Origin of the sequence: Jiangella mangrovi, assembly GCF_014204975.1 — a bacterium.
GTDB lineage: Bacteria > Actinomycetota > Actinomycetes > Jiangellales > Jiangellaceae > Jiangella > Jiangella mangrovi.
Genome location: NZ_JACHMM010000001.1, coordinates 5,321,128 through 5,346,113 on the forward strand (window position 1 = coordinate 5,321,128; position 24,986 = coordinate 5,346,113).

Annotated in this window: 22 protein-coding genes, 2 tRNA genes and 1 pseudogene; 11 read left to right on the forward strand and 14 right to left on the reverse strand. The window is 69.1% G+C overall.

Annotated features, from left to right (window positions below):
* Positions 1-9: 9 nt before the first annotated feature.
* The 6 genes from HD601_RS24735 to HD601_RS24760 form a co-directional block, all read right to left on the reverse strand.
* A complete protein-coding gene (locus tag HD601_RS24735) occupies positions 10-444 on the reverse strand; it encodes a PRC-barrel domain-containing protein (protein WP_184826417.1) in 435 nt (144 codons plus the stop codon).
* Positions 445-566: 122 nt separating this feature from the next.
* A complete protein-coding gene (locus HD601_RS24740) occupies positions 567-1,577 on the reverse strand; it encodes a glycine betaine ABC transporter substrate-binding protein (protein ID WP_184826418.1) in 1,011 nt (336 codons plus the stop codon).
* A gap of 62 nt (positions 1,578-1,639) precedes the next feature.
* Positions 1,640-2,518, reverse strand: a complete 879-nt coding sequence (locus tag HD601_RS24745; RefSeq protein WP_184826420.1) for an ABC transporter permease — start codon at positions 2,516-2,518, stop codon at positions 1,640-1,642.
* Positions 2,515-3,726, reverse strand: a complete 1,212-nt coding sequence (locus HD601_RS24750; protein WP_184826422.1) for a betaine/proline/choline family ABC transporter ATP-binding protein — start codon at positions 3,724-3,726, stop codon at positions 2,515-2,517. The genes HD601_RS24745 and HD601_RS24750 overlap by 4 nt, the downstream gene beginning before the upstream one ends.
* A 439-nt stretch (positions 3,727-4,165) precedes the next feature.
* On the reverse strand, positions 4,166-5,269 hold the full coding sequence (locus HD601_RS24755) for an alpha/beta hydrolase family protein (protein ID WP_221441283.1): 1,104 nt from the start codon (positions 5,267-5,269) through the stop codon (positions 4,166-4,168).
* A 74-nt stretch (positions 5,270-5,343) separates the two neighbouring features.
* Positions 5,344-6,345 carry an SDR family NAD(P)-dependent oxidoreductase gene (locus HD601_RS24760; RefSeq protein WP_184826424.1) on the reverse strand — a complete coding sequence of 334 codons (1,002 nt, stop codon included), beginning with the start codon at positions 6,343-6,345 and terminating at the stop codon, positions 5,344-5,346.
* Positions 6,346-6,435: 90 nt separating this feature from the next.
* Here HD601_RS24760 and HD601_RS24765 point away from each other — a divergent pair, with 90 nt between their 5' ends.
* Positions 6,436-7,371, forward strand: a complete 936-nt coding sequence (locus HD601_RS24765; protein WP_184830166.1) for a cupin domain-containing protein — start codon at positions 6,436-6,438, stop codon at positions 7,369-7,371.
* Positions 7,372-7,381: 10 nt separating this feature from the next.
* On the opposite strand, the gene HD601_RS24770 is transcribed toward HD601_RS24765, so the two are convergent.
* Positions 7,382-8,315 (reverse strand): IS5 family transposase gene (locus HD601_RS24770; RefSeq protein ID WP_425503369.1). Its coding sequence is split into 2 segments (ribosomal slippage): positions 7,382-7,934 and positions 7,933-8,315, totalling 936 coding nucleotides; the frame shifts between segments, so codons are not numbered across the junction.
* A 109-nt stretch (positions 8,316-8,424) separates the two neighbouring features.
* Between HD601_RS24770 and HD601_RS24775 the strand changes: the two genes are divergently transcribed.
* Positions 8,425-8,919 (forward strand): hypothetical protein, encoded by a 495-nt coding sequence (locus HD601_RS24775; protein WP_184826426.1) that lies wholly within the window; start codon positions 8,425-8,427, stop codon positions 8,917-8,919.
* Between the two features lie 255 nt (positions 8,920-9,174).
* Here the strand turns inward: HD601_RS24775 and HD601_RS24780 are convergent.
* Positions 9,175-9,504, reverse strand: a pseudogene (locus HD601_RS24780) (transposase); the annotation flags it as partial.
* A gap of 75 nt (positions 9,505-9,579) precedes the next feature.
* Between HD601_RS24780 and HD601_RS24785 the strand changes: the two are divergent.
* The 4 genes from HD601_RS24785 (at position 9,580) to HD601_RS24800 (ending at position 13,194) form a co-directional block, all read left to right on the forward strand.
* A complete protein-coding gene (locus tag HD601_RS24785) occupies positions 9,580-10,584 on the forward strand; it encodes a sigma-70 family RNA polymerase sigma factor (protein ID WP_221441286.1) in 1,005 nt (334 codons plus the stop codon).
* A gap of 196 nt (positions 10,585-10,780) precedes the next feature.
* Positions 10,781-11,191, forward strand: a complete 411-nt coding sequence (locus tag HD601_RS24790; protein ID WP_184826428.1) for an SgcJ/EcaC family oxidoreductase — start codon at positions 10,781-10,783, stop codon at positions 11,189-11,191.
* A gap of 324 nt (positions 11,192-11,515) precedes the next feature.
* Positions 11,516-11,728 carry a helix-turn-helix transcriptional regulator gene (locus HD601_RS24795; protein WP_184826430.1) on the forward strand — a complete coding sequence of 71 codons (213 nt, stop codon included), beginning with the start codon at positions 11,516-11,518 and terminating at the stop codon, positions 11,726-11,728.
* Positions 11,725-13,194: a tyrosine-type recombinase/integrase gene (locus tag HD601_RS24800; RefSeq protein WP_184826432.1), complete on the forward strand. Its 1,470-nt coding sequence runs from the start codon at positions 11,725-11,727 to the stop codon at positions 13,192-13,194. Before HD601_RS24795 ends, HD601_RS24800 begins: the two co-directional genes overlap by 4 nt.
* Before the next feature lie 25 nt (positions 13,195-13,219).
* On the opposite strand, the gene HD601_RS24805 is transcribed toward HD601_RS24800, so the two are convergent.
* The 4 genes from HD601_RS24805 to HD601_RS24820 all read right to left on the reverse strand — a co-directional run bounded on the left by HD601_RS24805 (position 13,220) and on the right by HD601_RS24820 (position 15,953).
* A tRNA-Glu gene (locus tag HD601_RS24805) sits at positions 13,220-13,292 on the reverse strand.
* 89 nt (positions 13,293-13,381) lie between these two features.
* Positions 13,382-13,453, reverse strand: a tRNA-Gln gene (locus tag HD601_RS24810).
* 120 nt (positions 13,454-13,573) lie between these two features.
* Positions 13,574-15,103 (reverse strand): glutamate--tRNA ligase, encoded by a 1,530-nt coding sequence (gene gltX, locus HD601_RS24815; RefSeq protein ID WP_343076445.1) that lies wholly within the window; start codon positions 15,101-15,103, stop codon positions 13,574-13,576.
* A 67-nt stretch (positions 15,104-15,170) separates the two neighbouring features.
* The gene (locus HD601_RS24820; protein WP_184826434.1) at positions 15,171-15,953 is read right to left on the reverse strand and encodes a fumarylacetoacetate hydrolase family protein; all 783 of its coding nucleotides are present in this window, start codon (positions 15,951-15,953) and stop codon (positions 15,171-15,173) included.
* Positions 15,954-16,034: 81 nt separating this feature from the next.
* Here HD601_RS24820 and HD601_RS24825 point away from each other — a divergent pair, with 81 nt between their 5' ends.
* Entirely contained in the window at positions 16,035-18,101 is a 2,067-nt protein-coding gene (locus HD601_RS24825; RefSeq protein WP_184826439.1) for a TRAP transporter permease, read from the forward strand.
* A complete protein-coding gene (locus HD601_RS24830; protein WP_184826441.1) occupies positions 18,098-19,108 on the forward strand; it encodes a TAXI family TRAP transporter solute-binding subunit in 1,011 nt (336 codons plus the stop codon). Before HD601_RS24825 ends, HD601_RS24830 begins: the two co-directional genes overlap by 4 nt.
* Positions 19,109-19,229: 121 nt before the next feature.
* Here HD601_RS24830 and HD601_RS24835 read toward each other — a convergent pair whose 3' ends face one another.
* Entirely contained in the window at positions 19,230-19,757 is a 528-nt protein-coding gene (locus HD601_RS24835; protein ID WP_184826443.1) for a hypothetical protein, read from the reverse strand.
* A 67-nt stretch (positions 19,758-19,824) separates the two neighbouring features.
* Here HD601_RS24835 and HD601_RS24840 point away from each other — a divergent pair, with 67 nt between their 5' ends.
* Positions 19,825-20,694, forward strand: a complete 870-nt coding sequence (locus HD601_RS24840; protein WP_425503432.1) for a 3-methyladenine DNA glycosylase — start codon at positions 19,825-19,827, stop codon at positions 20,692-20,694.
* Here the strand turns inward: HD601_RS24840 and lplAB are convergent.
* Entirely contained in the window at positions 20,678-21,727 is a 1,050-nt protein-coding gene (gene lplAB, locus HD601_RS36015) for a lipoate-protein ligase LplAB (RefSeq protein ID WP_184826445.1), read from the reverse strand. The genes HD601_RS24840 and lplAB overlap by 17 nt on opposite strands.
* A 98-nt stretch (positions 21,728-21,825) precedes the next feature.
* Between lplAB and HD601_RS24850 the strand changes: the two genes are divergently transcribed.
* Together HD601_RS24850 and HD601_RS24855 are read left to right on the forward strand one after the other, a co-directional pair.
* Positions 21,826-22,479, forward strand: coding sequence for a Pr6Pr family membrane protein (locus HD601_RS24850; RefSeq protein WP_184826447.1), 654 nt, complete (start codon positions 21,826-21,828; stop codon positions 22,477-22,479).
* Positions 22,454-24,970 (forward strand): DEAD/DEAH box helicase, encoded by a 2,517-nt coding sequence (locus tag HD601_RS24855; RefSeq protein WP_184830170.1) that lies wholly within the window; start codon positions 22,454-22,456, stop codon positions 24,968-24,970. The genes HD601_RS24850 and HD601_RS24855 overlap by 26 nt, the downstream gene beginning before the upstream one ends.
* Positions 24,971-24,986 lie beyond the last annotated feature (16 nt).

Consider the following 24,986-nt stretch of genomic DNA (forward strand, 5'->3'; position numbering starts at 1 on the left):
ACGTGCCCGTCACTCGGAGTCGCTGCCCCGACGGCGTCGAACCGGTCCGGGATGCATGTGGCCGGGCCCGGTAATCGGTGGAACCCGGTTGAAGGTGCGCACGGTCTCGCCATGGCTGCGCTGCCCGATCAGCTCCGGATCGTAGGCAGGCGTTCCAGTGCCGTCGCCTAGGAGCCGGCCGACACCGATCTCGATGCCGACGCTGTTCACGGCACCGATAGGAAGGAGTAACGTCCGCGCACCGAGCGCGGACAGGCCGCCGGTGTCGACGAGAAGGAATCTCACTCGTCGTTCCTCGGTGTTGACGCCGAGGTCGTCGACGGTGCCGATCGCGTTGCCGTCCTCGTCCACGACCCTACGTCCGCGGATGTCCTCGCCCGGATCGGCGAGAGTCAGGTCCGCATCACGCAGGCAGACGAAGACGGGGTGCGGATCCGTCGTCATGTGATCTCCTTTCGCGCACTCTCGGATCGGGCCGTCGTGCCGGGGTCGCGGCACGTTCGCGACCCCGGCACGACGGTGCTACCGGCCGCGCCGTGACTGCGGCCGGCGGCGGGCGGGCCGGGTCACGCCAGCGCTCCGGCCCGCCAGTCCTCGAGGAAGTCCGGGTTGGCGTCGAGCCACTGCGCCACGGCGCCGGCGTTGTCCTCCCGGTTGTTCTGGACGACCAGGATGTCCTCGATCTCGAGCAGCTGGTCGTTGGAGAGGTAGAGGTTCTGGATCAGCTGTGCGGCGTTCGGGAAGTCCTCGTGGAAGCCCGGCCGGCCCAGGTTGTAGAGGCGCTCGGCCTCGCCAAGAGCACCCTCGGGGTCTTCCAGGTCCCGGATGTCGTAGGCGGCGTAGGCCCAATGCGGATGCCAGAGCGTGACGGCGATGTTCTCCCCCGCCGTCGTCGCGGCGTCGAGCTCGGCCAGCATCGCCGGGGACGACGACGTCGGGAAGTCCCAGTCCTCGAGGCCGTAGGTGGGGATGACCTCGTCCTGGGTGGTCGCGGTCAGTCCGGCGCCGGGCTCGATGCCGACCAGCCGGCTGCCGTAGGCTTCCGCTTGGTCTGCGAGCTCGTCCAGGGACTGAGCGGGTGAGTCGCTGTTGACCGCGATCGTCAGAAAGCCTTCGTCGAACCAGCAGCCGACGTCTTCGAGGTCGTCGCCGAACTGCTCGACGTAGGACGCGTGGGTATTGGGCAACCAGGCGTCCATGAGGACGTCGATGTCGCCCTGGGCCGCGCCGGTGTAGGCGGGCCCGGCCTCGAGCTCCTCGAACTCGACGGTGTATCCCTGTTCTTCCAACGCCACCTTGGCCAACTCGGCCACGACGTAGTTCTCGTCCCAGCCGCTGAAGACGCCGATGGTGATGGCGGTGTCGTCGTCGCCGGTGCCCTCCAGGTCGGCGATCTCGGCGTCACCCTCGGCCGGGTCGCACTGACCGGTCTCGACGTCACCGATCGTCTGGACGTCGGCGCCGTCGTCGCCGGATCCGGCACCGGTGTTGTCGTCACCGCTGTCATCGCCGCATCCGGCGAGGACCAGACCGCTCGCGGCCAGGCCGGCCAGGAGGACGGACGTGGACTTGCGCATGATTCTCCTCTGCGTTGACTACCACTGCGATTTCGATTCGAGGACCTACGAGCAGGAAGGACTCAGGAGCGGACCTTGGTCGCGCGCACGACGGGGGCGCGGTCGGCCAGGGCCGCGACGATGCGGTCGAGGTAGATGGCGAGCACGACGACGGCCAGGCCGGCCTCCACGCCCCGCCCGACGTTCAGCTGCTGCAGCGCGGACACCACGTCCAGGCCGAGTCCGGCAGCTCCGACCATCGCGGCGAGCACGACCATCGAGAGCGACAGCATGATCACCTGGTTGATCCCGGCCATGATCGTGGGCAGGGCGAGCGGCAGTTGGATCTGCCGCAGGATCCGGGCGGGCGAGGATCCGAAGGCGTGCCCGGCCTCGACGACTTCCGCGTCGACCTGCCGGATCGCCAGCTCCGTGAGCCGCACGCCGGGCGGCATGGCGAAGACGACCGTCGAGATCATCCCCGGGACGACGCCGATGCCGAAGGCGAACAGCGTCGGGATCAGGTAGACCATCGCGGGCATCGTCTGCATGAAGTCGAGCACCGGTCGCAGGACGTTGCTCACGGCGGCCGACCTCGCCGACCAGATCCCGAGCGGGACAGCGATGGCGGTCGCGATGAACGCGGACACCAGCACGAGCGACAGTGTCTGCATCGCCCCGTCCCAGCGGTCCATCGCCGCGATCAGATAGAAGCCGGCGGCGGCGAACACGGCGAACCGCCACGACCTCGCCAGCCAGCCCAGGGCGGCGAACAGGACGATCATGGACAGGAACGGCGGCCCGCTGAGCACCCGGTACACACCGTCGTACGCTCCGTCGAGCACCGTATCGACCACATCGAGGACCGGCTGGAACGTGTCGGTGAACCAGTCGAATGCGCCGGAGATCCAGTCGCCGACGTCGAGACGTGGCTCCAGAGGATCGAAGGTCTCGCTGCTCATCGGACCGCCTCGACTTCGGCTTGCGTCTCCGCGACGCTCGCCATGGCCGTGAGGAGGGTCACCCGCGGCACCACACCCGCGAGCCGCCCAGCGTCGTCGACCACAGCGAGCGGCAGGATCGACTCGGCCGACGGCGCGAAGAGCTCCGCCAGCACCGTATCGGGCCGGACGGCCGCGATGTGCTCGGTGACGATGGACTCCAGCGTGCTGTCGTCGCCGCGGTTGACCGCGGCCACGACGTCCTCGTCGCGCACGATCCCCCTCAGCGTGCGGTCGCGGGCGACGACGAACGCAGCACTGAGCTGCTTCTCTCGCATCCCGTGCAACGCGACGCGCGGTCCGGCCGAGGCGTTGACCTCCAGCTGGGCCGGCACCATGACACTGGACGCCGTGAGCACGCGGGTGCGGTCGACGTCGGCGACGAACTGCGCGACGTAGTCGTTGGCCGGGTCACGCAGCACCTCCTCCGCCGTGCCGACCTGCACGATGCGTCCGTCGCGCATGACCGCGATGCGATCGCCGACGCGCATGGCCTCGTTGAGGTCGTGGGTGATGAACACGACGGTCTTGCCGAGCTCGGACTGCAGGTCCAGCAACTGGTCCTGCATCTCACGACGGATCAGTGGGTCGAGGGCGGAGAACGCCTCGTCCATCAGCATGATGTCGCTGCCCGCCGCGAGGGCCCGCGCCAGACCGACCCGCTGCCGCATGCCGCCGGACAGCTGGGCGGGGTACTTGTCCTCCCAGCCCTTCAGCCCCACGAGTTCGAGTGCCTCGGCCGCTCGTGCCCGCCGCTCCATCCTGCCCACGCCCTGAACGTCGAGGGCGTAGCCGGCGTTCTCGGCGACGGTTCGGTGCGGGAGCAGGGCGAAGTGCTGGAAGACCATGCTGATCTTCTGTTGCCGGACCCGGCGCAGCTCGGCGGCGCCGATGCCGAACAGGTCGATGCCATCGACGCGGACGCTCCCCGCGGTCGGCTCGAGCAGCCCGTTGAGCATCCTGATCAACGTGGACTTCCCGGAACCGGACAGGCCCATCACGACGAAGATCTCGCCCGGCCGTACCTCGAAGCCTGCATCGATCACCGCTGGGGTGGCACCGCCGGCCACCACGTCGGCAGGGCTCGCGCCCTCACGAAGCCGTCGAACAGCCTCATCGGCCCGGCGGCCGAAGACCTTGAACAGTCCTTCCGCGCATACGGCACTCACGCCTCACCTTTCGTTCGTCGGCCACGCGACGCACCGGATCACCGGGCGGGCATCGGCGCCTCGACAAGGCAGCCAGTGAGCCACGCGACGAATGGCGCGAGGAAGACGAACGTGGCACCGCAGGCGTGAGCCCGCATGATCGGCCAGAAACCTCAACCCGCGCCGGGTCTGGTTCGGTTGACCGCGACGCTAGCGGACGCGTTCGCGGCAGTTCCAAACCGAAACAGCCGCGGCTGCGGAATCGTGATGTGTGCAATGCCAAATGGTTATCTAGTGATATGCCCCACGCCCGGAAAACGCCCGGACGTGACGCAGATACCAGCCGGCCGAGTACAGAGCGTGATATGAGGAACCCTGCCGGTCGCCCTGGACGACATCCTCATCGATCTCGACGTCGTCGTCGACCCCGCCGGAGTCCGAGCCAACCGGATCACCGCGATCACTTGGAGTCGACCTGCCCGATCGCGTTGGCTCCGGTGGTCAGCGCGTCCCGCGCCTGCTGCCAGGCGGGGTCCGTCCGGTTGAACGCGGTGCGCAGGTAGGCCGAGGTGAGTCGTCCGACCGCGGCGACCCGCTGCGGGTTCTCGTCGGTTGTCAGGACGGAGTCGTAGCCGCAGATCCCGCCGAGCTGATGCTCTCCGTCGAACACGGTGAGCAGCGACTTGGGAGCCGGGGCGAGGAAGTACGCGTCCATTCGCCAGCTCGCGCCCAGGTCGGTGAACGCGGTGGAGAGGTCTCTGTCGCCGGCGACGACAAGGGCCGGTGTCCGCATCGTGGAGAAGTCCGGAGCGTTCAGCGCGGGGTAGAGCTCGGCCACCCCGTCACGCAGCGCATCGCCACCCCGGCCGGGCCCGGCGATCACCACACCCGCTCTGATCCGGCGGTCGGCGAGGCTCACCTTCCGGCCGCCCTGGGACGGATCGTCGTACTGCATGCCCAGCAGCAGGGCGGCCGTGTGCCCGCCCAGCGAGTGTCCCACCGCAGCGATCTTGTCCCGGGCCAGGCGCCCGGCAAGGTGCGGCACCGCCCTCTCGATCACGTCGAGCTGGTCCAGGACCCGCGACATGTCCTCGGCCCGCGCCCGCGCGTACAGGGGCGCATCTGGGTCATCGGCATCGCGCAGACCGAGCGCCGTCGCGTCCAGGAAGGTGGGCTGAATGACCACGAAACCGTGCGACGACAGGAAGTCGACGATCGGGCCGTAGCCGAGGTACGAGTTGAGGAAGTTCACCTGACCGTGGCCGTGCGCGAAGAGAATGACCGGCAGTCTGCGTCCGGTCGCGGGCGCGGTGACCCGCACCTCAAGAGGCGCGGGCCGGCCGCGCGCGGACAGCGTGATCGGGCCCGCCGAGATGATCCGGGAGGGATCGTCGAAACGACCGGCATCGACCCGGTCGGCGCCTACCGCCGCCTCGGCCACACTGGCTCCCACCGCGGCCACGGCACCGACCGCGGCCAGCCCCATCCCGGCCGACAGCACATGACGCCGCGACATCCCGGCCGATCCGTCGACGTAGTCGGCCGGGAGACTCGATTCCTTCATGATGGGTTCCTTTCCATGGGTTTCGTTGCCGGGCCCAACGGCCGACATTCGTGGAGGGCGATACCGAGAGTCGGTCAGGCCGGAACGCTGGTCAGCGACAGGCTGTCGTTCCACAGGTCGTTCGCGCGCACGGTGTCGTACGACTCCTCGGACGAGCGGATCTGCATGCGGCCGTCGAAGTACTGACCCGTGGTCGTGGCCAGCTCCGGCGCGGTCGCGAGCCAGGCGAGCGCGCCACCCGACTCCTCGGCCGTCCGGATGTCGGGGGTGACCGCCCGGCGCAGCAGCCAGGTGATGTGTGGGAGAACGTGGGTGGAGATGAACTTCACCGGGGCGGGCAGCGAGCGCCCCAGACCCGTACCCAGGACCATGCCGGGATCGAAGGCGTTGGCGGTGACGCCGTCAGGCAGCCTGCGGGCCAGGGCGTAGGTGAAGTAGATGTTGGCGAGCTTGGAGGTGCTGTAGCGGCGCTGGCCGGCGATGAACGCGTTGTCCGACCCGGCGGCCGGACCGAGCTCGCCGCGGGCCAGCGCACGCGCGTCGCTCCAAGCGGGCGCCCCGGGCAGGCCGAGTGCAGGGTCGTGCACGCCGCTGGCGGTCACGATGACGCGCGCGGGCGCCTCGAGCACCGGCAGCAGCGCGTTGACCAGCACGAAGTGGCCCAGGTGGTTGACCCCGAAGGTGGCCTCGAACCCGTCGACCGTGTAGGTGACGTTCGCGCCCATCTGGACGCCCGCGTTGCACACCAGGGCGAACACCCGCGGGATCGCGCCCGACGTCACGCGGCCGGTCAGCTCCGCGGCGAAGCTCCGGACGGATTCGAGTGAGGCGAGATCCATCGTCATCGCCTCGACCGTCGTGCCGTTCGTGGCGGCGCCGTCCAATGACTCCACCACCTCCCGTCCGCGGGCGGCGTCGCGGACGGACAGCACCAGGTGCCACGGCCCCTGCACGTCGCGGAGCAGTGCGGTGGCCGCGGCGAGTCCGATGCCGCTGGTGCCGCCGGTCAGGATGATCGTGCCGGCCTCGTCCTCGCCTCGAATTGCCATGCTGACGCCTTCCTCGGTCGTCGCCACGACGACGACCGTCGCGACGACCTCCAGCCTGACAAGTGAGACTGAGACTTCGAATACTTGTCAGTCCGTTCTTCTTGTGCGAGAGTCCCACTGATGGGAGACCAGCTGTCCGAAGTGTTCGAACTCGTCGAGATCCGAGGTGTCGTGGCCGGCGGGTTCGCGGCGCGCGGACCTTGGGTGGCGCGGAACCCTTGCAGGGACGCACTGAAGCTCATCGCCATGGTCTCCGGCCACGGCCGGCTGCTCACCGACGGCATCAAAGAGCCGATCGAACTCGCGCCGGGCGACGTCGCCATCCTCACCAACCGGTCATGGCTGCAGCACGAGGGCGGAACCGGCCCCGGAGCACCCCAGTCGATCGGACCCGAGGAGAACTTCACCGGCCTCACCGGCGCCGACCGCAGCACCGACGACATCGTCATCGGCACCGCCGTCGACATCAACGCCGCGGGCCGCGAACTGCTGCTGCAGACCATGCCGCCGGTAGGACACGTCAAGGCGTCGGCCGCAACCAGCCTGCGCGCACTCCTGGACCAACTGTTCGACGAGATCGCCGGCAACTGCAGCGGTTCCGCGTTCGCGATCCGCCAGTACAGTCAGCTCCTCGTGCTCTCGGTCCTCCGCGCCTACCTCGACCAGACCGAGGTGCCGCCCGGATGGCTCCGTGTACTGACCGACGAGCGGCTGCACCCCGCCCTCGAACTCATGCACGGCGAGCCCGGCAAGCCATGGGGCCTGCAGGACCTGGCGTCCGCCGCAGCGATGTCGCGCTCCTCGTTCGCGCGGCATTTCCGGACCGTGGCCGGCGTCCCGCCGCTGACATACCTCACCCGCTACCGAATGCTGCTGGCCCAGCGCGCCCTACGCGGTCCCGACGTGCGCATCGGCTCCCTGGCCATCGACCTGGGCTACGCCTCCGATGCCGCGTTCAGCACCGCGTTCAAGCGAGAGATCGGAGAATCGCCCCTGCGCTACCGGCACCGCGCACGCCACGATCATCCCGTCCTCGACGGTGCGTCCGTCTAGAGCGTGTCTCCTATATGCGCGCCCATGTGATGCAGGCGGACAGCACGACGGCGGCGCGGTAGGTGATCGCGAGCTTGTCGTAGCGGGTGGCCAGTCCTCGCCATTGCTTGATCAGAGCGAAGGAGCGTTCGACGACGTTGCGCTGCTTGTAGGTCTGCTCGTCCAGGGCCGGAGGTCGCCCGCCGGCCGAGCCCTTGCGTTTGCGGGCGGCGATCTCGTTCTTCTTCTGCGGGATCACGGCCTTGATGTGCCGGGCTGCGAGCATCTGGCGGTTGACGCCGGAGGTGTAGGCGCGGTCGGCGATCACCGCGTCCGGGGTGGTGCGGGCCCGGCCCGGCCCCAGGCGAGGGACGCGGATGTCGGCCAGCACCTCGGTAAGCATCACGCCATCGTTGCGCTGCCCGCCGGTGATGACCGCGGCCAGCGGGCGGCCGTGTCCATCCACCGCAAAGTGGATCTTGCTGGTCAGTCCGCCACGCGACTTGCCGATACCGTGACCTGCAGGTTCACGTTCCCCGCCGATCGGGCTAGGAACGAACCCGTCAGGCTGACTCGTGTGATTCGCCCGCGCCCCCCGTGTCCCGCTCCGGGCGCGTGGTGTTCGTGGCGTGCTGGTGGGCACGGTTGATCGTGGCGTCCACCGACACCGTCCAATCGATCTGACCAGCGGCGTCCGCCTGGGCAAGCAGCCCGGCCAGCACCTTGTCCCAGGTCCCATCCTCGGCGTATCGGCGGTGCCGCTTCCAGACCGTCTTCCACGGCCCGAATGGCTCTCGGGGCAGGTCCCGCCACGGGATCCCGGTCCGGTACCGGTAGACGATCCCCTCCACCACCCGCCGGTTATCCCAGAACGGGTGGCCCCGCCGCCCCGCGTTCGACGGCAGCAACGGCTCGATCTGCTCCCACTGAGCATCGGTCAACGACTCAAACCGAGACGAACTCACACTGCGATCATGCAGCGCGACTCATCACAGATATGGGAGACACACCCTAGCCAACACCTCGGCGCGACGCCGCGAGTACAACCGGACCGCGCGCGTTGACGCGAGCACGATGGCCAGCATCCGTTCCGGCCGGCATCCCGGTGTCGCGCAGCGACTCAACCCTGTCGTCCTCGCCGACAGGCTGGAGCCGAACGTCCGTGTCGGCCCCGACCTCTTCGAGGGCTCCTGGTCGTTCTTCACCCGCCCCCTCAACGCCGCCGGCCTCGCGACGTCGATCGTCGTCGTCGCGATCGGCATCCGGCGCACCGCAAGAGCAGCCACGTCCACAGCAGAGGCTACGACGCGCACAGCGCAACGGCCCGCATCGCTGGCTGTCGCGCCGTGCGACGCCGACGCGACGACGGTGCGACGAGGCCCGCCCCGCCCGCCGGGGCGGGCCCGGCCGGAGGCCGCGTCGGACAAGTGCAAGACGTGTGCCGCCTACAGCGCAATCTTCGTACCGGGTCAGATGACGTCGAGAATCGCTGATCCGGAGGGCACTGACGATCCGGCGGTGCGACGTCATACAGATGCATGGTCGCGCCTGCCCTGCAATGCACGATGACGTCTACGTTGCCGGATTGCTCGACCTAGCGGTGCTTCGCGGTCCGGCGTGCGCACCTAGTGTCCAGAACGTTGTCGACCCTCAGCAGCTGGCCGGTGCCGTCGATTCGACGGCGCCGGGCTAGACATCCCAGGGGCGTAACTTGTCAAGCGGCCTCTGGTTGATCTTGGCCCCGGTGGGCCCAGGCGGTGTGTTCGTTGTAGTGGGTGTGGTGGCGTAGGCAGCCGTGCAGGATGCCGACGAGTCGGTTCAGATGTTCGCCGCGTGCTGGTGTGCACGAGCGAACGTGGAATCCACCGACACCGACCAGCCCAGTTCCACGGCCCGGTCCGCGGCCGCGGCCAGGCGCGCCAGCACCACGTCCCACGTGCCGTTCCCAGCCAGGCGCCGATGCCACGTCCACACCGTCTGCCACGACCCGAACACCACCGGCAGATCCCGCCATGCGATCCCGCACCGATACCGATACACAATCGCCTCCACCATCATCCGCGCGTCGGAGAACGGACGCCCGCGCCGACGAACCGGTAATAGATCAGCGATCAACGCCCATTGCGCATCAGAGAGCAACTGAAACCGAGACACGACCCCGAGCATCCACGACCCACACCCGAGGATTTGTCAGACACGGCTGCACTGCGCCGCCGATCGGGTGCGATTATGGTCGCCCTGGCACACCACGAGAAGGGCATGAACGTGGCGACGGCGATGGTGGAAGAGTTCGATCGCAGGATCGATCCGTACCGGTCGGAGCTGCTGGCCCACTGCTACCAGATGCTCGGCTCGGTCCACGACGCGGAGGACCTGGTCCAGGAGACCTATCTGAGAGCGTGGCGCGCGAAGGACCAGTATGACGAGAGCCGCAGCTCCCTGCGGACCTGGCTATATCGCATCGCGACCAACGCCTGCCTCACCGCGCTTGAGAGCCGTAGCCGCCGTCCGCTGCCCTCCGGGATGGTCGCCGAGAGCGACCCGCGCGGACCGTTGGTCCACGGCGGGGAGATCACCTGGCTCCAACCGCTTCCCGACTCTCTGCTGAGCCTGGGCGAGCCGGAGACTGCCACGATCGACCGCGGCGGTCTCCGGCTCGCCTTCGTCGCCGCCGTGCAGCACCTTTCCGCGCGGCAGCGCGCGGTGTTGATCCTGCGTGACGTGCTCGACTACTCCGCGGCCGAGGCAGCGGGCATCCTGAGCACCACAACCGCCTCGGTCAACAGTTCCCTGCAACGAGCCAGGGCCAGGCTTAGGGAGGCGGGGATTCTGGAGGAGCAGGTCGCCGAACCGTCCGAAGCCGAGCAGCGCGCCTGGGTGGACAAGTACATGAGGGCCTTTGAGAAGGCTGACGTCGAAGGGCTTAAACGACTGCTCACCGAAGACGTGCTCATGGAGATGCCTCCGATGGTCAACTGGTTCGTCGGGCGCGAAAACTACGGTGTGTTCATGGACTGGGTCTTCGCCAAGAACGGCAGCCAGTGGCGCTTCCTGCCGGTCGGCGCCAACTCCCAGCCGGCGTTCGCCGCCTACAACCGCGGCCCGAGCGGCGCGTTCGAGCTGCACACGCTGCAGGTCTTCACGGTCACGAAGAATGGCATCAGCCGCAACTCCGTCTTCCGGGACGCCGAGGTGTTCGCCTCCTTCAAGCTTCCCGCCAAACTCGAAGCCTGACAGAGCAGCCCGCCGTCCCTCCTCGTCGGCGATCGCGGCCGCGGTTGTTCGCCGGGTTCCTGATCGGCAACCTCTCTCTGTCGGGGCACGCCTCAACACCTCTTACCGCTGGCGCGATGAGTTCTGACCCCACCGCCGGTATGTATTGACGAGTTCGCCGGAGTACCCCGGCGAACCGGTCACAAGGGAGCATCCGATGTCAGACAGTCGTGCAGTAGACGAGGCCGCCATCCAGGGCGTATTGATTGACTCCTACAAGGCGTGGGAGGCTGGCGACGCCGACGGCATGGTCGCCAACTACACGGCGGACGCGACCGCCATCATGACCGGCTCGCTCCGCGACAGCCGTGACGTGATCCGCGAGAACATGGCCCTGGCCTTCGAGGGGCCCCTCAAGGGCAGCTCGACCTACAACAAGACGCTCAGCCTCCGTTTCGTCGGCAGGGACGCCGCGATCGTCGTCAGCGAATCCGGCATCCTGTTCGCCGGCCAGACCGAGGTTCCGGACACGGGTAAGGTGAACGCGACCTGGGTATTCGAGAAGCGGGACGGCCAGTGGCTGATCGCCGCGTATCACAACAGCCCGGTGCTGGAGTCTGGGCAGTGAACCCTTCCCTGTAACCGGCAGTGACCGTATGTAGTGGCGCAGCGGCCTGATTTCGCTGGCCCCGATGTTCGACCCTGCCGTCGAACCGCGTGAAGCCCCTGGTAAAAGCAGGTCTCGACTAGAATTCAACTTCACAGGGGCTTCACGCGGACACCATCGTGACATGCACCGCCATGCTCGACGCCGCTGTCCTCAACGCCGTCATCGCCTGGACACGACATTTGCCAGACACGCTCTAGCTCCTGTCTGATCCCCCAGGCACACCGCGGTCCGTGGAACGCACCTACCTCCCGCACGCATGGATCACTGCGAGGAGGCGGCCCGATGACAACGGATCGCGACGGAGAGAAGCCCAGGCGACAACATCTGAAGATCGCCGACATCTGCATGGAGCTGGGCATCGCGCGGTCGACCTTCTACGACTGGCGGGCGAAGAAGACTGCCCCACGGTGCATCAAGCTTCCCAACGGCGAGCTCCGGGTCCGTCGCATCGACTTCGAGACCTGGCTGGACTCACGCTCGGAACGCGACCGGTGAACACATCGTTCAAGGTCAATTTCTGGAAGACGCAGGTCTACCGAGGCGCTCGCAAGACGACCCACTATGTGCGCTGGACGGTCGCTGGCGAGGCGTTCAAAGAGCCGTTCGGCCTCGCCGCACAGGCGGAGAGCTTCCGCTCCGAGCTGGTCGCGGCCGCACGCAAAGGTGAAGCGTTCTACGTCGATTCCGGACTCCCCGTCTCGATGAAGCGCGCCGAGACGACCATGTCCTGGTACCAGCTCGCCTGCGACTATGTGGACGCCAAGTGGCCGCGCTCGGCCGCGACTACCCGCCGCACGGTCGCAGAGGCGCTCACCGCGGCCACCTGCCTGATGTTCACCAATGAGCGCGGCATGCCCGACGCTGTCGAGCTGCGTGCGGCGCTGAAGCGATGGGCCTTCAACACCAATCGTCGCGCGGAGGCGAACCAGCCGGCCTGGGTGAACGACGCTCTCCGCTGGGCATCCAATCACAGCCGACCGGCCTCCGCCTTGGCGGACACCGATGTGCTTCGCCAGGTCATCGACGGACTCGCGATCCGCCTCGACGGCGGGGTCAGGGCGACCAGCGTCACGTCGCGGTGGCGCAAGATCCTCTACAACCTGGCCGAGTACGCCGTTCAGCGAAAGGTCCTCATCGCCAACCCGTTACCCACGGTCAAACAGCCGTCGCAACGTGTCGCTCAGGTCGACCGGCGCAGCGTCGCCAACCCGACCCAGGCTCGTGATCTCCTCGCCGCGGTCGCCGCCCAGAGCAACACCGGGCAACGGCTCGAGGGCTATTTCGGCTGCCTCTACTACGCAGGCATGCGACCCGAAGAAACGGCCGAACTGCGGCGTGACAACCTGGATCTCCCAGAGAGGGGCTGGGGCTGGATCTACCTGGATGCAGCCAAGCCCCACGCCGGCGGCGAGTGGACCGACACCGGCAACGCGAGGGACGACCGGCCGCTCAAGCAGCGTGAGATCGGCGAGATCCGGAAGGTCCCGTCGCCTCCGGAACTCACGGCACTGCTGCATCAGCACCTCGGCACCTTTGGAACCACCCCGGACGGACGTCTGTTCGTCGGCGAACGCAGCGCGGAACACCTTCCGGCGTTCACCGTGTTCCGGGTGTGGAGCCGTGCGCGCGAGGCGGTGTTCGGAGCCGGTGCGAAACGCATGCTGGTGGCGCTGCGCCCCTACGATCTGCGTCACGCCTGCGTCTCGACCTGGCTCAACTCCGGCGTCCCACCGACGAAGGTCGCGGCCTGGGCCGGGCACTCTGTCGACGTCCTGCTCAAGATCTACGCCAAGTGCATCGACGGCGACGACGAACTCTACCGAGCCAGGATCGATGCCGCCCTGGACCGCGGCCACCAGCCGCCAGAACTTGGGCGCGCATTTGGCGAGAACGGCCGTAGAGAGCCGCCCACAGCCGGTGACGGCCGGTCAGACAGAAACGGCCCCTCACCTACGTTCTAGCAGGTGAGGGGCCGTTTCCTCAGGGTAGCCCCGACGGGATTCGAACCCGCGCTACCGCCTTGAGAGGGCGGCGTGCTAGGCCGCTACACAACGGGGCCTTTGCGACCGAGGTCGCGAGGTGAAACTGTACCCGAGCCTCGCTCCGACTCCAAACTGGCTGGAGATCGTCGCCGGGCCGTGCCGGGCGCTGGGGTACCAGGACTCGAACCTAGACTAACTGAACCAGAATCAGTCGTGCTGCCAATTACACCATACCCCACTGGATCGGGCGGATTTCCCGCTCGACCGCCTCGCAAGGATAGCGGTCCGAAGGGGTCCGATCCAAACCGGCAGGACGGCTGCCGGCGACCTGCTGCGCAGCCCACCCGTCAGCTCACCGTCAGCCCACTCGGGCGAGCGCCGCGTCGAGGCGCGCCAGCGTCCGCTCGCGGCCCAGGAGCTCCAGCGACTCGAACAGCGGCGGCGACACCCGCCGGCCCGTCACGGCCACCCGGACCGGGCCGAACGCGTGCTTGGGCTTCAGGCCGAGCTCCTCGACCAGCGCGGCCCGCAGCCCTGCCTCGATGGTCTCCGTCGTCCACTTCTCGTCCTCGGCGAGCCGCGCGCGGGCGGCCACGAGCACGGGCCGGGCGTCGGCCGTCAGGACCTTGGCGGCCGCGTCCTCGTCGAACGCGACCGGACCCGGGGCGAAGAGGAAGCCGAGCATGTCGACCGCCTCGTCGAGCACCGTCATGCGCTCCTGGACGAGGGGGGTCGCCGCGCGCAGCAGGTCCAGCGACTCCGTCGGCACGACGGCGGGCAGGACGCCGGCGGCCTGCAGGTAGGGCACCATGCGCATGGCGAGGTCGTCCGGGGACAACCGCCGCAGCCACACGCCGTTGATGGCCTCGGCCTTCTTGAGGTCGAACCGCGCCGACGCGGAGTTGACCCGTGTCACGTCGAACGCGGCGGCCATCTCGTCCATCGAGAACACCTCGACGTCGTCGCCGATGGACCAGCCGAGCAGCGCGAGGTAGTTGAGCAGCCCCTCGGGCAGGAAGCCGCGGTCGCGGTAGAGCTGCAGTGACGACTGCGGGTCGCGCTTGGACAGCTTGCGGTTGCCCTCGCCGGTGACGAGCGGCAGGTGCCCGAACCGCGGCAGCGGGCCGGATGCGACGCCGATCTCGCGCAGGATCTGGTGCAGCACGAGCTGGCGGGGCGTCGACGACAGCAGGTCCTCGCCGCGCAGCACGTGGGTGATCCCCATGAGGGCGTCGTCGACGGGGTTGACCAGCGGGTAGAGCGGCTGGCCGTTGGCCCGGACGATGACGTAGTCGCCCAGGTTGAAGCGGTCGACGGTGATCTCGCCGCGGATGAGGTCGACGAAGGTGATGTCCTGGTCGGGCATCCGCAGCCGCAGGACGGGCTGGCGGCCCTCCTCCTGGTACGCGGCGATCTGCTCGTCCGTCAGCGTGCGGCACTTGCCGTCGTAGCCGCTGGGCTTTCCGGCGGCCCGGGCGGCCTCGCGCCGCTCGTCGAGCTCTTCGGGCGTGCAGTAGCAGTAGTAGGCGTGCCCGGTCTCGAGCAGCTTGGCGGCGACGGAGGTGTAGGTGTCGTGCCGCAGCGACTGCCGGTACGGCGCGTACGGGCCGCCGATGTCCGGGCCCTCGTCCCACGTCAGGCCGAGCCAGCGCAGCGCCTCGAGCATCGCCTCGTAGGACTCCTCGCTGTCACGCGCGGCGTCGGTGTCCTCGATGCGGAACACGAACGTGCCGCCGAAGTGGCGCGCGAACGCGGAGTTGTAGAGGGCGGTGCGGATCACCCCCACGTGCGGGTTGCCCGTCGGCGACGGGGAATAGCGCACGCGGACGTCGGCGGGGCCGACCTCACCGAGCACGAGAGCGTCCGACGAGCCGGCGCCGTCAGTCACAGCAGATCACCTTGTGTTCTCGAATCAGAAGAGCGGACAGAGGACGCGGATGCACCGCAGGCTACCGTCACTCCGCGGCGACGACCGGGTTGGACAGGACGCCGATCCCCTCGACCGTGACGGTCACGTGGTCGCCCGGCGTGATGGGCCCGACGCCCGACGGCGTGCCGGTGAGGATGACGTCACCGGGCAGCAGCGTGAAAGCCGCGCTGATGTACTCGATCAGCGTCGCCACGTCGAAGATCATCTGCGACGTGCGGCCGTGCTGCCGTTCCTCGCCGCCCACCCGGCAGCGCACCGCCAGGTCGGCCGGGTCGAGGTCGGTCTCGATCCACGGCCCCAGCGGGCAGAACGTGTCGAAGCCCTTGGCCCGCGCCCACTGGTTGTCCTTCTTCTGCAGGTCGCGGGCGGTGACGTCGTTGCCGCAGGTGTAGCCGAAGATCACCTCGGACACGCGGTCGCGCGGCACCGACTTGGCGATGCGCCCGATGACGACGGCGAGCTCGGCCTCGTAGTGCACCTCGCTGGTCTGCGGCGGAACGACGATGGGCTCGTCGGGCCCGATGACCGACGTGTTCGGCTTGAGGAAGAGCAGCGGCTCCTCGGGCAGCGGGTTGTCGAGCTCGGCCGCGTGGTCGGCGTAGTTGCGGCCGACGCCGATGACCTTGCTGCGCGGGATGACGGGCGCCAGCAGCCGCACGTCGGCGAGCGCCAGCTTCTCCCCCGTCAGCTGCGGCGACCGGTAGAGCGGGTCGCCCTCGAGAACCGCGATGACGGTCTCGCCACTGTCGTCCTGTCCCACCGCTCCGAAGCGTGGGTCGTCCCCCGTCGTGAACCTCGCGATACGCACGCTGGTGAGCGTATCCCGCCAGCGGACCACCCATCCGAGACACTAGCCATGAACCGGGCGTCACACCTAGGGTCATGATGCATGACCGACGCCTCGACGACGCGGCACACCGGCGGTGAAGCGCCGGCGACGACGACGGACGTCGGCGAGCTCATGGCCCGCTACGACGAGGAACTGCCCGCGCGCAGGCTGTCCGGCCGGGTCGGGCTGGGCGTCGGGATCGCCTGCTTCGCCGTCGCGCTGTTCGTGCTGCGCCAGGTGTTCTGGCCGCTCAGCCAGGGCAACCAGTACTACCTCATGCTGTTCCTGGCGTTCGTGCTGCCGCTGATCTTCCTCTGCTACCGCGCACTGCCGAGGCGCGAGCGGACGGACGACCCGAACCCGCTCGACTGGGTGCTGGCCGCCGTCGCGCTCGTCGCCTGCCTCTATCCGGTGCTGCCGGTGCTGAGCGGCGGGTTCGACGCGTTCCTCGACCGGCAGGGGTCGCTGACGGGGCTCGACGTGCTCATGGGCGCGATCGTGCTGGTGCTGGTCATCGAGGCGACCCGGCGCACGACGGGGTGGGTGCTGCCGATCGTCTGCGTGGCGTTCCTGCTGTACGCGTACTACGGCGGCTTCCTGCCGGCGTCGATGCCGGGGAGCCACGCCGGCATCGACTTCGACCAGATCGTCAACGCGCTCTACAACGACCCGAGCGGCTTCTACGGCGTCCCGCTCGACGTCTGCGCGACGTACATCGTGCTGTTCACGATCTACGGCGCGGTCCTGGACCGCACCGGCGCCGGGCAGTTCTTCATCGACCTCAGCTTCGCGATCTTCCGCCGCTCGCGGACGGCTCCGGGGCGGACGGTGGCGCTGTCCGGCTTCCTGCTGGGGACGGTGTCGGGGTCGGGGACGGCGACAGCCGTCGGTCTGGGCGCGGTGACGTGGCCGGTGCTGAAGAAGGCCGGCTACCCGCGCGAGAACGCCGGCGGCATGCTCGCGGCGTCGGGCATCGGCGCGATCCTGTCGCCGCCCACGCTGGGCGCGGCGGCGTTCATCATCGCCGAGTACCTGGGCCGGTCCTACCTCGAGGTGCTGGTCTGGGCGCTGGTGCCGACGCTGCTGTACTACCTCGGGATCTTCCTGGCGATCGAGATCGACGCCCGCAAGGCCGGGGTCGACGCCGTCGACGTCGAGCGGAAGAACCCGTGGCGGCTGCTCGCACGGTCCGGCTACCACTTCCTGTCGCTCGGCGTCATCGTGCTCTTCCTGGCCGTCGGCATGACGCCGTTCCGCGCCGTCGTCTACGCGACCGCCGTCGCCGTCGGGTTCGGCGTGATCGACGCGGTGGTGCGGCGGGGCGGGCGCGACTGGCCGGGAGTCCTGGCCGACACCGGACGCGTTGTCTACTTCTCCCTGTCCGACGGCGTCCGCTCGGTCCTGCCCGTGGCCGCCGTGTGCGCGGCCGCCGGGATCATCGTCTCGACCATCACGAAGACCGGGCTCGGCCAGGTGCTGTCGGACCTGCTCGTCGACGCCGCGACGGCGGTCACGGACGATCCCACCGTCGTGCTGATCCTGAGCGCCGTCCTGGCCGCCGTGGCGATCCTGATCCTCGGGCTGGCCGTGCCGGTGACGGCGTCGTTCATCATCAGCTGGGTCGTCATCGGCCCGGCGCTCTTCGACCTCGACGTCCCCGCGCCCGCCGTCGCGATGTTCATCTTCTACTTCTCCGTGCTGTCCGAGGTGTCGCCGCCGACGGCGCTCGCTGCGGTCGCGTCGGCGGCCATCACGGGCGGCCGGGTCATCGCGACGATGTGGCAGGCCTGCAAGTACGCCCTGCCGGCGTTCCTGGTGCCGCTGGCGTTCGTGCTGACGGACAACGGCTCGGCGCTGCTGCTGGAACGCCCGGCCGGCGACGTCCTGTGGACGGTGACCGTGTCGGCGGTCGCGGTCGCGGCACTGGCTGTGGCCGCGGGCGGCTGGGTCGTCCGGCGTGCGGGTGCCGCCGAACGCGCGCTCTGCTTCGTCGCCGCCTGCCTCCTGCTCTACCTGCAGCCGGTGTCGATCGCCGTCGGCGCCGTGGTCCTGGCCGCAGCTGTCGCCGTCAACCTCGTCTCGTCGTCCCCGTCGCCATCCGCCGATCGAGAGGAAGTCCCGACATGAGAGCACGCGTCGCCACCCGTTTGATAGTGGGACTGCTCGCGACCGGCCTGGCCGTGTCCGCCTGCGGCGGCCGTCAGACCACCTCGCCCGACGAGGACGGCGGCGGTGGTGGCGCTGACGCCGGGGCGTGCGAGGCCGGGTCGGGCCGCATGACCATCGCGACCGGCAACTCCACCGGCGTCTACTACGTGCTCGGCGGCGGCCTCGCGCAGCTGATCAGCAACGAGACCGACATCACCGCCACGGCCGCCGAGACCGGCGCGTCGGTGCAGAACGTCCAGCAGCTCGTCGCCGGCGACTACGACCTCGCGTTCTCGCTGGCCGACACCGCCGCCGACGCCACCGAGGGCACCGGCTCGTTCGACTCGCCGCAGCCGGTGCAGGCGCTGGGGCGCATCTACCCCAACTACACGCAGGTCGTCGTCCGCGCCGACTCCGGCATCACCTCGATCGAGGACATGGCCGGCAAGACCATCTCGACCGGCTCGCCGAACTCCGGCACCGAGGTCATCGCCAACCGCCTGCTCGAGGCCGCCGGCCTGGACCCGTCGAGCGACGTGCAGGCGCAGCGCCTCGACCTCACCAAGACCGTCGACGGCATGAAGGACGGCTCGATCGACGGCCTCGTCTGGTCCGGCGGCCTCCCCACCGCGGCGATGACCGACCTGTTCACGTCCATGGGCGACGACATCGCCTTCGTCGACATCACGCCGCTGCTGCCGGCGCTGCAGGAGATCAACCCCGTCTACACGGAGGGCTCGATCCCGGCCTCGACGTACGGAACGGACGCGGCGACGCCGACCGTCGTGGTGCCGAACGTCCTGCTGGTCCGCGATGACCTCGACGAGGGGACGGCGTGCGCACTGACGAAATTGGTGTACGAGAACGTCGAGGCGCTGACGGACGTGCACGCGGCTGCCGCCGACATCGACGCGTCGGTGGCGACGGAGATCGACCCGATCCCGCTGCACCCCGGCGCTCAACAGGCCCTCGACGAGCTGGAGTGAGTGAGTACGGCGTTGTCGTTCACGGGTGCTGAGCGATAGACTCTTCAAAGCTGAGGGCATTAGCCCGAAGAAGTGAGCCCCGGACTTGGCCGGACGACCAGGCGCCGGGGCTTCGCGCTGTTCACAGCACCTCGACGACTCGCCTCACGACCGTGGCGACCTTGGGCCGCCACTCGCCCTGTCGGCCGTACGCCCAAGCCACCGCGTCCGGGACCCACAGCAGCGGCTCGGCGTGCGGGCTCTCGTGCACATACTCGAAGGCGCCCGGTCGCCCCGCCTTCTGCAAGCTGTCGAACAGCACGCGCCGATCGTGGACGTCCTGACCGACCTGCGCCTCGAGGACCAGTCGATCAGCACCCGCAGTGAGCAGGTCCGGCACGACAGTACGGATGATCTCGGCCCTGCCGTCACGGATCGGCTTGCGCCGAGTGACGTAGAGGACCGCCTCGATGGGTTGAGCACGGACGACACCCAGGATTCGACGGCGCCGCTGATCGGACTCGTCGTTCATGTGGAGCCGGCCCGCGCCCTTGGCGACTAGCGCCCTCATCGCCTTGCGAACGTCACCCGCTTCCGCCTGGCGGACGGTCACTACGCACAGCAAGTACCCCTGTCGGCTCGACTCGTCGGCGAAGGCAAGGAGGGGCATTGCCGCAGAGTACGGCGAGGCACCGACAACTCGCCGCGCGTCGAATGCGGAGCCTACGCTGGAGGGCGTGATCCTGGCCGAGGAGGAGTGGCGAGCGCGGACGCTCGCCCACGAAGCGCGCGTCGACGCGCTGGTGGGTGACCATCTCGAGCGGCGCCGGGCCGGCCGGGCGCACCCCGTCCACGACTTCCTGTTCACCTACTACAGCTTCAAGCCGTCCCAGCTGCGACGGTGGCATCCCGGCTTTGGCGTGGTGCTGGGCGGGTCTCCGCCGCACGCGGACTGGGCGGGGTACGTCACGGGGGCCGACGGCGTCACCGTCGGCCCCGCCGTGGTCGAGAAGCGCGCGGCCACCGTCGAGTGGGTGCGGGGTCTGCTGGCGGCGACGGCGTCACGGCCGGCGCACACGGGCTGCTTCGGGCTGCACGAGTGGGCCATGGTCTACCGGACCACGCCCGGCGACGTCCGGCACGAGTCCTATCCGCTGCGACTCGGCCATTCCGGCACCGACGAGGTGGTCGAGGCGCACCAGATCAAGTGCTCGCACTTCGACGCGTTCCGCTTCTTCACCGACTCGGCGCGACCGCTGAACGCCGTCACCCCGACACGGGAGCTGCAGCCGTCATTGGAGCAGCCCGGGTGCCTGCACGCGGGCATGGACCTCTACAAGTGGGCCTACAAGCTGACGCCTCTGGTGCCGTCGGAGCTGGTGGCCGACGCGTTCGAGTTGGCGGCCGAGATCCGCGAGCTCGACATGCGCGCCTCGCCGTACGACCTGGCCGACCTCGGTTTCGAGCCCGTGCGCATCGAGACGACCGAGGGCAAGCGCCAGTACGTCGAGCAGCAACGCGCCTTCGCCGAGCGCGGCGCCGTCATCCGCGAACGCCTCCTCGCCGAGATCGACTGTCAGGAGCCCGCCGTCACGGGACGCGGGTGAGCCACTCCTCGGTGCCGAACTTCGAGTCCACCAGATCAGCGGCCAGCCGCAGCGTCTTCTCGTCCAGCGAGTCGTCCACCAGCCCGTACCGCGACCGGAACGTCGACACCATGCGGTCGATGACGTCGGCCCGCGCCAGCCCGGTCTGCGACCGCAGCGGATCGACCCGCTTGTTGGCGCTCTTGGTGCCCTTGTCCGACAGTTTCTCGCGGCCGATGCGCAGCACCTCGAGCATCTTCGCGGCGTCGATGTCGTAGGCCATGGTCACGTGGTGCAGCACGACCCCGCCCGCCAGCCGCTTCTGCGCCGCGCCGGCGATCTTCCCCACCGGCGAGGTGATGTCGTTGATCGGCTGGTAGGTCGCCTCGATGCCGAGGTCGCGCAGCGCCACCACCACCCACTCGTCCAGGAACGCGTAGGAGTCGACGAACGACAGGCCGGAGACCAGCGACTCCGGCACGTACAGCGAGTACGTGATGGTGTTGCCGGGCTCGACGAACATCGCGCCGCCGCCCGAGATGCGCCGCACCACGTTCACGTCATGCCGACGAGCCCCGTCCATGTCCACTTCGTTGCGCAGCGACTGGAAGCTGCCGATGATCACCGCGTTCGACGCCCACTCCCAGACGCGCAGCGTCGGAGGCCGCTCCCCCGCGCCCACCTGCTCGGCCAGGACCTGCTCCAGCGCCATCTGCAGCGCCGGCTCCTGCGGTCCCTCGTGCAGCAAGTGCCAGTCGTGGTCGGTCCAGGAGGTCGCGCCGGCCAGGGCGCGACGGACGGCCACCGCCACGGCCTCGGCGGAGAACCCGAGCATGACGACACCGTCGCCCAGCGCCCCGGAGACCCGCGCGGCCAGCACCGCCGCCGGCGAGTCGGCCGCCAGACCCGTCAGCGCCCCGTCGATGCGCTCGAGCGCGAGGTCGGGTTCGAGGAAGAAGTCGCCGCTGATGCGGACGTGCTGCAGGACACCGTCGGCCACCTCGAGGTCGGCCACCACCAGCTTGCCGCCCGGGACCTTGAACTCACCATGCACAATCCCATCAACCTCCGCGAACACACCCCTGTTCCCGCTAATCTCCGTTCATGCGAGGGTGGCGCACCAATCCGACCGCGGCTCGAACGTGGCATCTCGTGACCTTCCTGATCATCGCCGCGTGCGTGATCATCCAGCTGGTCATCTCGATCCAGGGCAACGACGTGCTGCTGATCGACGAAGGCGACGAGGCCCCGGGCACGGCGCGCCGCGTGGTGAACTTCTTCAGCTTCTTCACCGTGCAGAGCAACATCCTGCTCGGCATCGGCGCGGCGATCCTCGTCCGCAACCCGCAGGCGGACGGGCGAGCCTTCCGCGTCCTGCGGATCGCCGGCCTGATCGGCATCACCGTCACGGGGATCGTCTACGTGACGCTGCTGCGCGACCTCGTCGACCTCGAGGGCATCCGCGCCGTCACCAACGTCGGCTTCCACTACCTGGCACCGGTGCTCGGCTTCTTCGGCTGGCTGCTGTTCGGCCCGTGGCGCCGGCTCGACCTGCGCACCGTCGTGCTCAGCCTGATCTGGCCGGTCGCCTGGCTGGTGTACACGCTGATCCGCGGCGAGGTCATCGACTGGTACCCCTACCCGTTCATCGACGTGACGGAGCACGGCTACGGCCGGGTGCTGCTCAACTCGGCCGGCATCACGCTCATCTTCCTGGCCCTCGGCTGGCTGTTCCTCTTCGGCGACCGTAGGCTCGGTGACCGTGCCGGATCCCACCCCGCTGACGACCTACCTCGAGCGCGCTGAGCACGATCCGGACTCCCTCTACGACGCCTTCACCACGTGGGCGGGCGAGCGCGGCTTCGACCTCTACCCCGCGCAGCAGGACGCGCTGATCGAGCTGGTCTCCGGCTCGCACGTCATCCTCAGCACGCCGACGGGGTCCGGCAAGAGTCTCGTGGCGGTCGCCGCGCACTTCGCGGCCATGGCCGACGGACGGCGGACGTTCTACACCGCGCCGCTCAAGGCGCTGGTGTCGGAGAAGTTCTTCGCGCTCATCGAGATCTTCGGCGCGGCCAACGTCGGCATGATGACCGGCGACTCCAGCGTGAACCCGTCGGCGCCGATCATCTGCTGCACCGCGGAGATCCTCGCCAACATCGCGCTGCGCAGCGGCAACGACGCCGACGTCGGCCAGGTCGTCATGGACGAGTTCCACTTCTACTCCGACCCGCAGCGCGGCTGGGCCTGGCAGGTGCCGCTGCTGGAGCTGACGAACGCGCAGTTCCTGCTGATGTCGGCCACCCTCGGCGACGTCGCGTTCTTCGAGAAGGATCTACGACGGCGTACGGGTCGCGACGTCGCCGTGGTCACCTCCGCCCAGCGCCCGGTGCCGCTGACCTACCAGTACTCACGCGAGCCGATCCACGACCTGCTGACGGAGCTGCTGTCGACCCAGCGCGCCCCGGTCTACGTCGTCCACTTCACCCAGGCGGCCGCCGTCGAGCGGGCCCAGGCGCTGGTCAGCGTCAACGTCGCCAGCCGCGAGCAGCGCGACCGCATCGCCGCGGAGATCGGCGGGTTCCGGTTCAGCTCCGGATTCGGCAAGGTGCTGTCGCGGCTGGTCCGGGCCGGCATCGGCGTCCACCACGCCGGCATGCTGCCGAAGTACCGCCGGCTGGTCGAACGGCTCACCCAGGCCGGCCTGCTCAAGGTCGTCTGCGGCACCGACACCCTGGGCGTCGGCATCAACGTGCCCATCCGCACGGTCGTCTTCTCGGGCCTGACGAAGTACGACGGCGTCCGCATGCGACAGCTCTCCGCGCGAGAGTTCCACCAGATCGCCGGGCGGGCCGGTCGCGCCGGTTACGACACGCTCGGCGAGGTCATCGTCCAGGCGCCGGAGCACGAGATCGAGAACCAGCGGCTGATCGCCAAGGCCGGCGACGACCCCAAGAAGCTCAAGCGCGTGGTGCGCAAGAAGGCGCCCGAGGGGTTCGTCTCGTGGGGCCAGGCCAGCATGGAGCGGCTCATCGCGGCCGAGCCCGAGCCGCTGACCTCGAGCTTCGAGATCAGCAACGCCATGGTGCTGGGCATCATCAGCCGGCCGGGCGACGCGTTCGCGCACGCGCGCAAGCTGCTCACCGACAACCACGAGCCGCCGTCGCGCACCCGCAAGCACGTGCACGACGCCGTCGCCATCTACCGGGCGCTGCTGGCCGCCGATGTCGTCGAGCGGCTCGACCCGCCCGACGCCGAAGGCCGGACGGTGCGGCTCACCGTCGACCTGCAGCCGGACTTCGCGCTCAACCAGCCGCTGTCGCCGTTCGCGCTGGCGGCGTTCGACCTGCTCGACCGCGAGTCGCCCACCCACGCGCTGGACCTGCTCTCCGTCGTCGAGTCCACGCTCGACGACCCGCGGCAGGTGCTGTCGGCGCAGCAGTTCAAGGCCCGCGGCGAGGCCGTCGCGGCCATGAAGGCCGAGGGCATCGAGTACGACGAGCGCATGGAGCTGCTCGAGGACGTCACCCACCCGAAGCCGCTCGAGGAGCTGCTCGACGCGGCGTTCACCATCTACCGGCAGAGCCACCCGTGGGTCGGCGACTACGAGCTCTCGCCCAAGTCCGTCGCCCGCGACCTCTACGAGCGCGCCATGAGCTTCGGCGAGTACGTCGCGTTCTACAGCCTGGCCCGCTCCGAGGGCCTGGTGCTGCGCTACCTCGCCGACGCCTACCGCGCCATGCGCCAGACGGTGCCCGAGGAGTCGCGCACCGAGGAGGTCGCCGACCTCGTCGAGTGGCTCGGCGAACTGGTCCGCCAGGTCGACTCGTCGCTGCTGGACGAGTGGGAGGCCCTGCGCAACCCGGCGCTGCTCGAGGGCGACGACGGCGACAGCGGTGCGGTCCCGGTCGAGAACGCGCCCCGCCCGATCACCGAGAACCGGCGCGCGTTCCTGGTCAGCGTCCGCAACGCGCTGTTCCGCAGGGTCGAGCTGGCCGCCCGGCGCGACTGGTACGGGCTGGCCGAGCTCGACTCCGCGGACGACTGGTCGGCCGAGGACTGGCAGGACGAGCTGGAGCCGTACTTCGACGAGCACGCCGACATCGGGATCGGGCCGGACGCCCGCAGCGCCAAGATGCTCATCGTCACCGAGCACCCGGACCGCTGGGAGGTCCGGCAGATCCTCGACGACCCCGCCGGCGACCACGACTGGGGCTTCACCGCCGTCGTCGACCTCGCCGAGTCGAACGCCGCCGGCTACCCCGTCGTGGCCGTCAGCGAGGCCGGCCGGCTCTAGGGTCCGGCCCCAGGGT

Coding starts and splice junctions, on each gene's coding strand:
- HD601_RS24735 (WP_184826417.1), bottom strand. CDS start 444: ATGACGACGGATCCGCACCCCGTCTTCGTCTGCCTGCGTGATGCGGAC.
- HD601_RS24740 (WP_184826418.1), bottom strand. CDS start 1,577: ATGCGCAAGTCCACGTCCGTCCTCCTGGCCGGCCTGGCCGCGAGCGGT.
- HD601_RS24745 (WP_184826420.1), bottom strand. CDS start 2,518: ATGAGCAGCGAGACCTTCGATCCTCTGGAGCCACGTCTCGACGTCGGC.
- HD601_RS24755 (WP_221441283.1), bottom strand. CDS start 5,269: ATGAAGGAATCGAGTCTCCCGGCCGACTACGTCGACGGATCGGCCGGG.
- HD601_RS24775 (WP_184826426.1), top strand. CDS start 8,425: ATGGCCAGCATCCGTTCCGGCCGGCATCCCGGTGTCGCGCAGCGACTC.
- HD601_RS24785 (WP_221441286.1), top strand. CDS start 9,580: ATGGTCGCCCTGGCACACCACGAGAAGGGCATGAACGTGGCGACGGCG.
- HD601_RS24790 (WP_184826428.1), top strand. CDS start 10,781: ATGTCAGACAGTCGTGCAGTAGACGAGGCCGCCATCCAGGGCGTATTG.
- HD601_RS24795 (WP_184826430.1), top strand. CDS start 11,516: ATGACAACGGATCGCGACGGAGAGAAGCCCAGGCGACAACATCTGAAG.
- HD601_RS24825 (WP_184826439.1), top strand. CDS start 16,035: ATGACCGACGCCTCGACGACGCGGCACACCGGCGGTGAAGCGCCGGCG.
- HD601_RS24830 (WP_184826441.1), top strand. CDS start 18,098: ATGAGAGCACGCGTCGCCACCCGTTTGATAGTGGGACTGCTCGCGACC.
- HD601_RS24835 (WP_184826443.1), bottom strand. CDS start 19,757: ATGCCCCTCCTTGCCTTCGCCGACGAGTCGAGCCGACAGGGGTACTTG.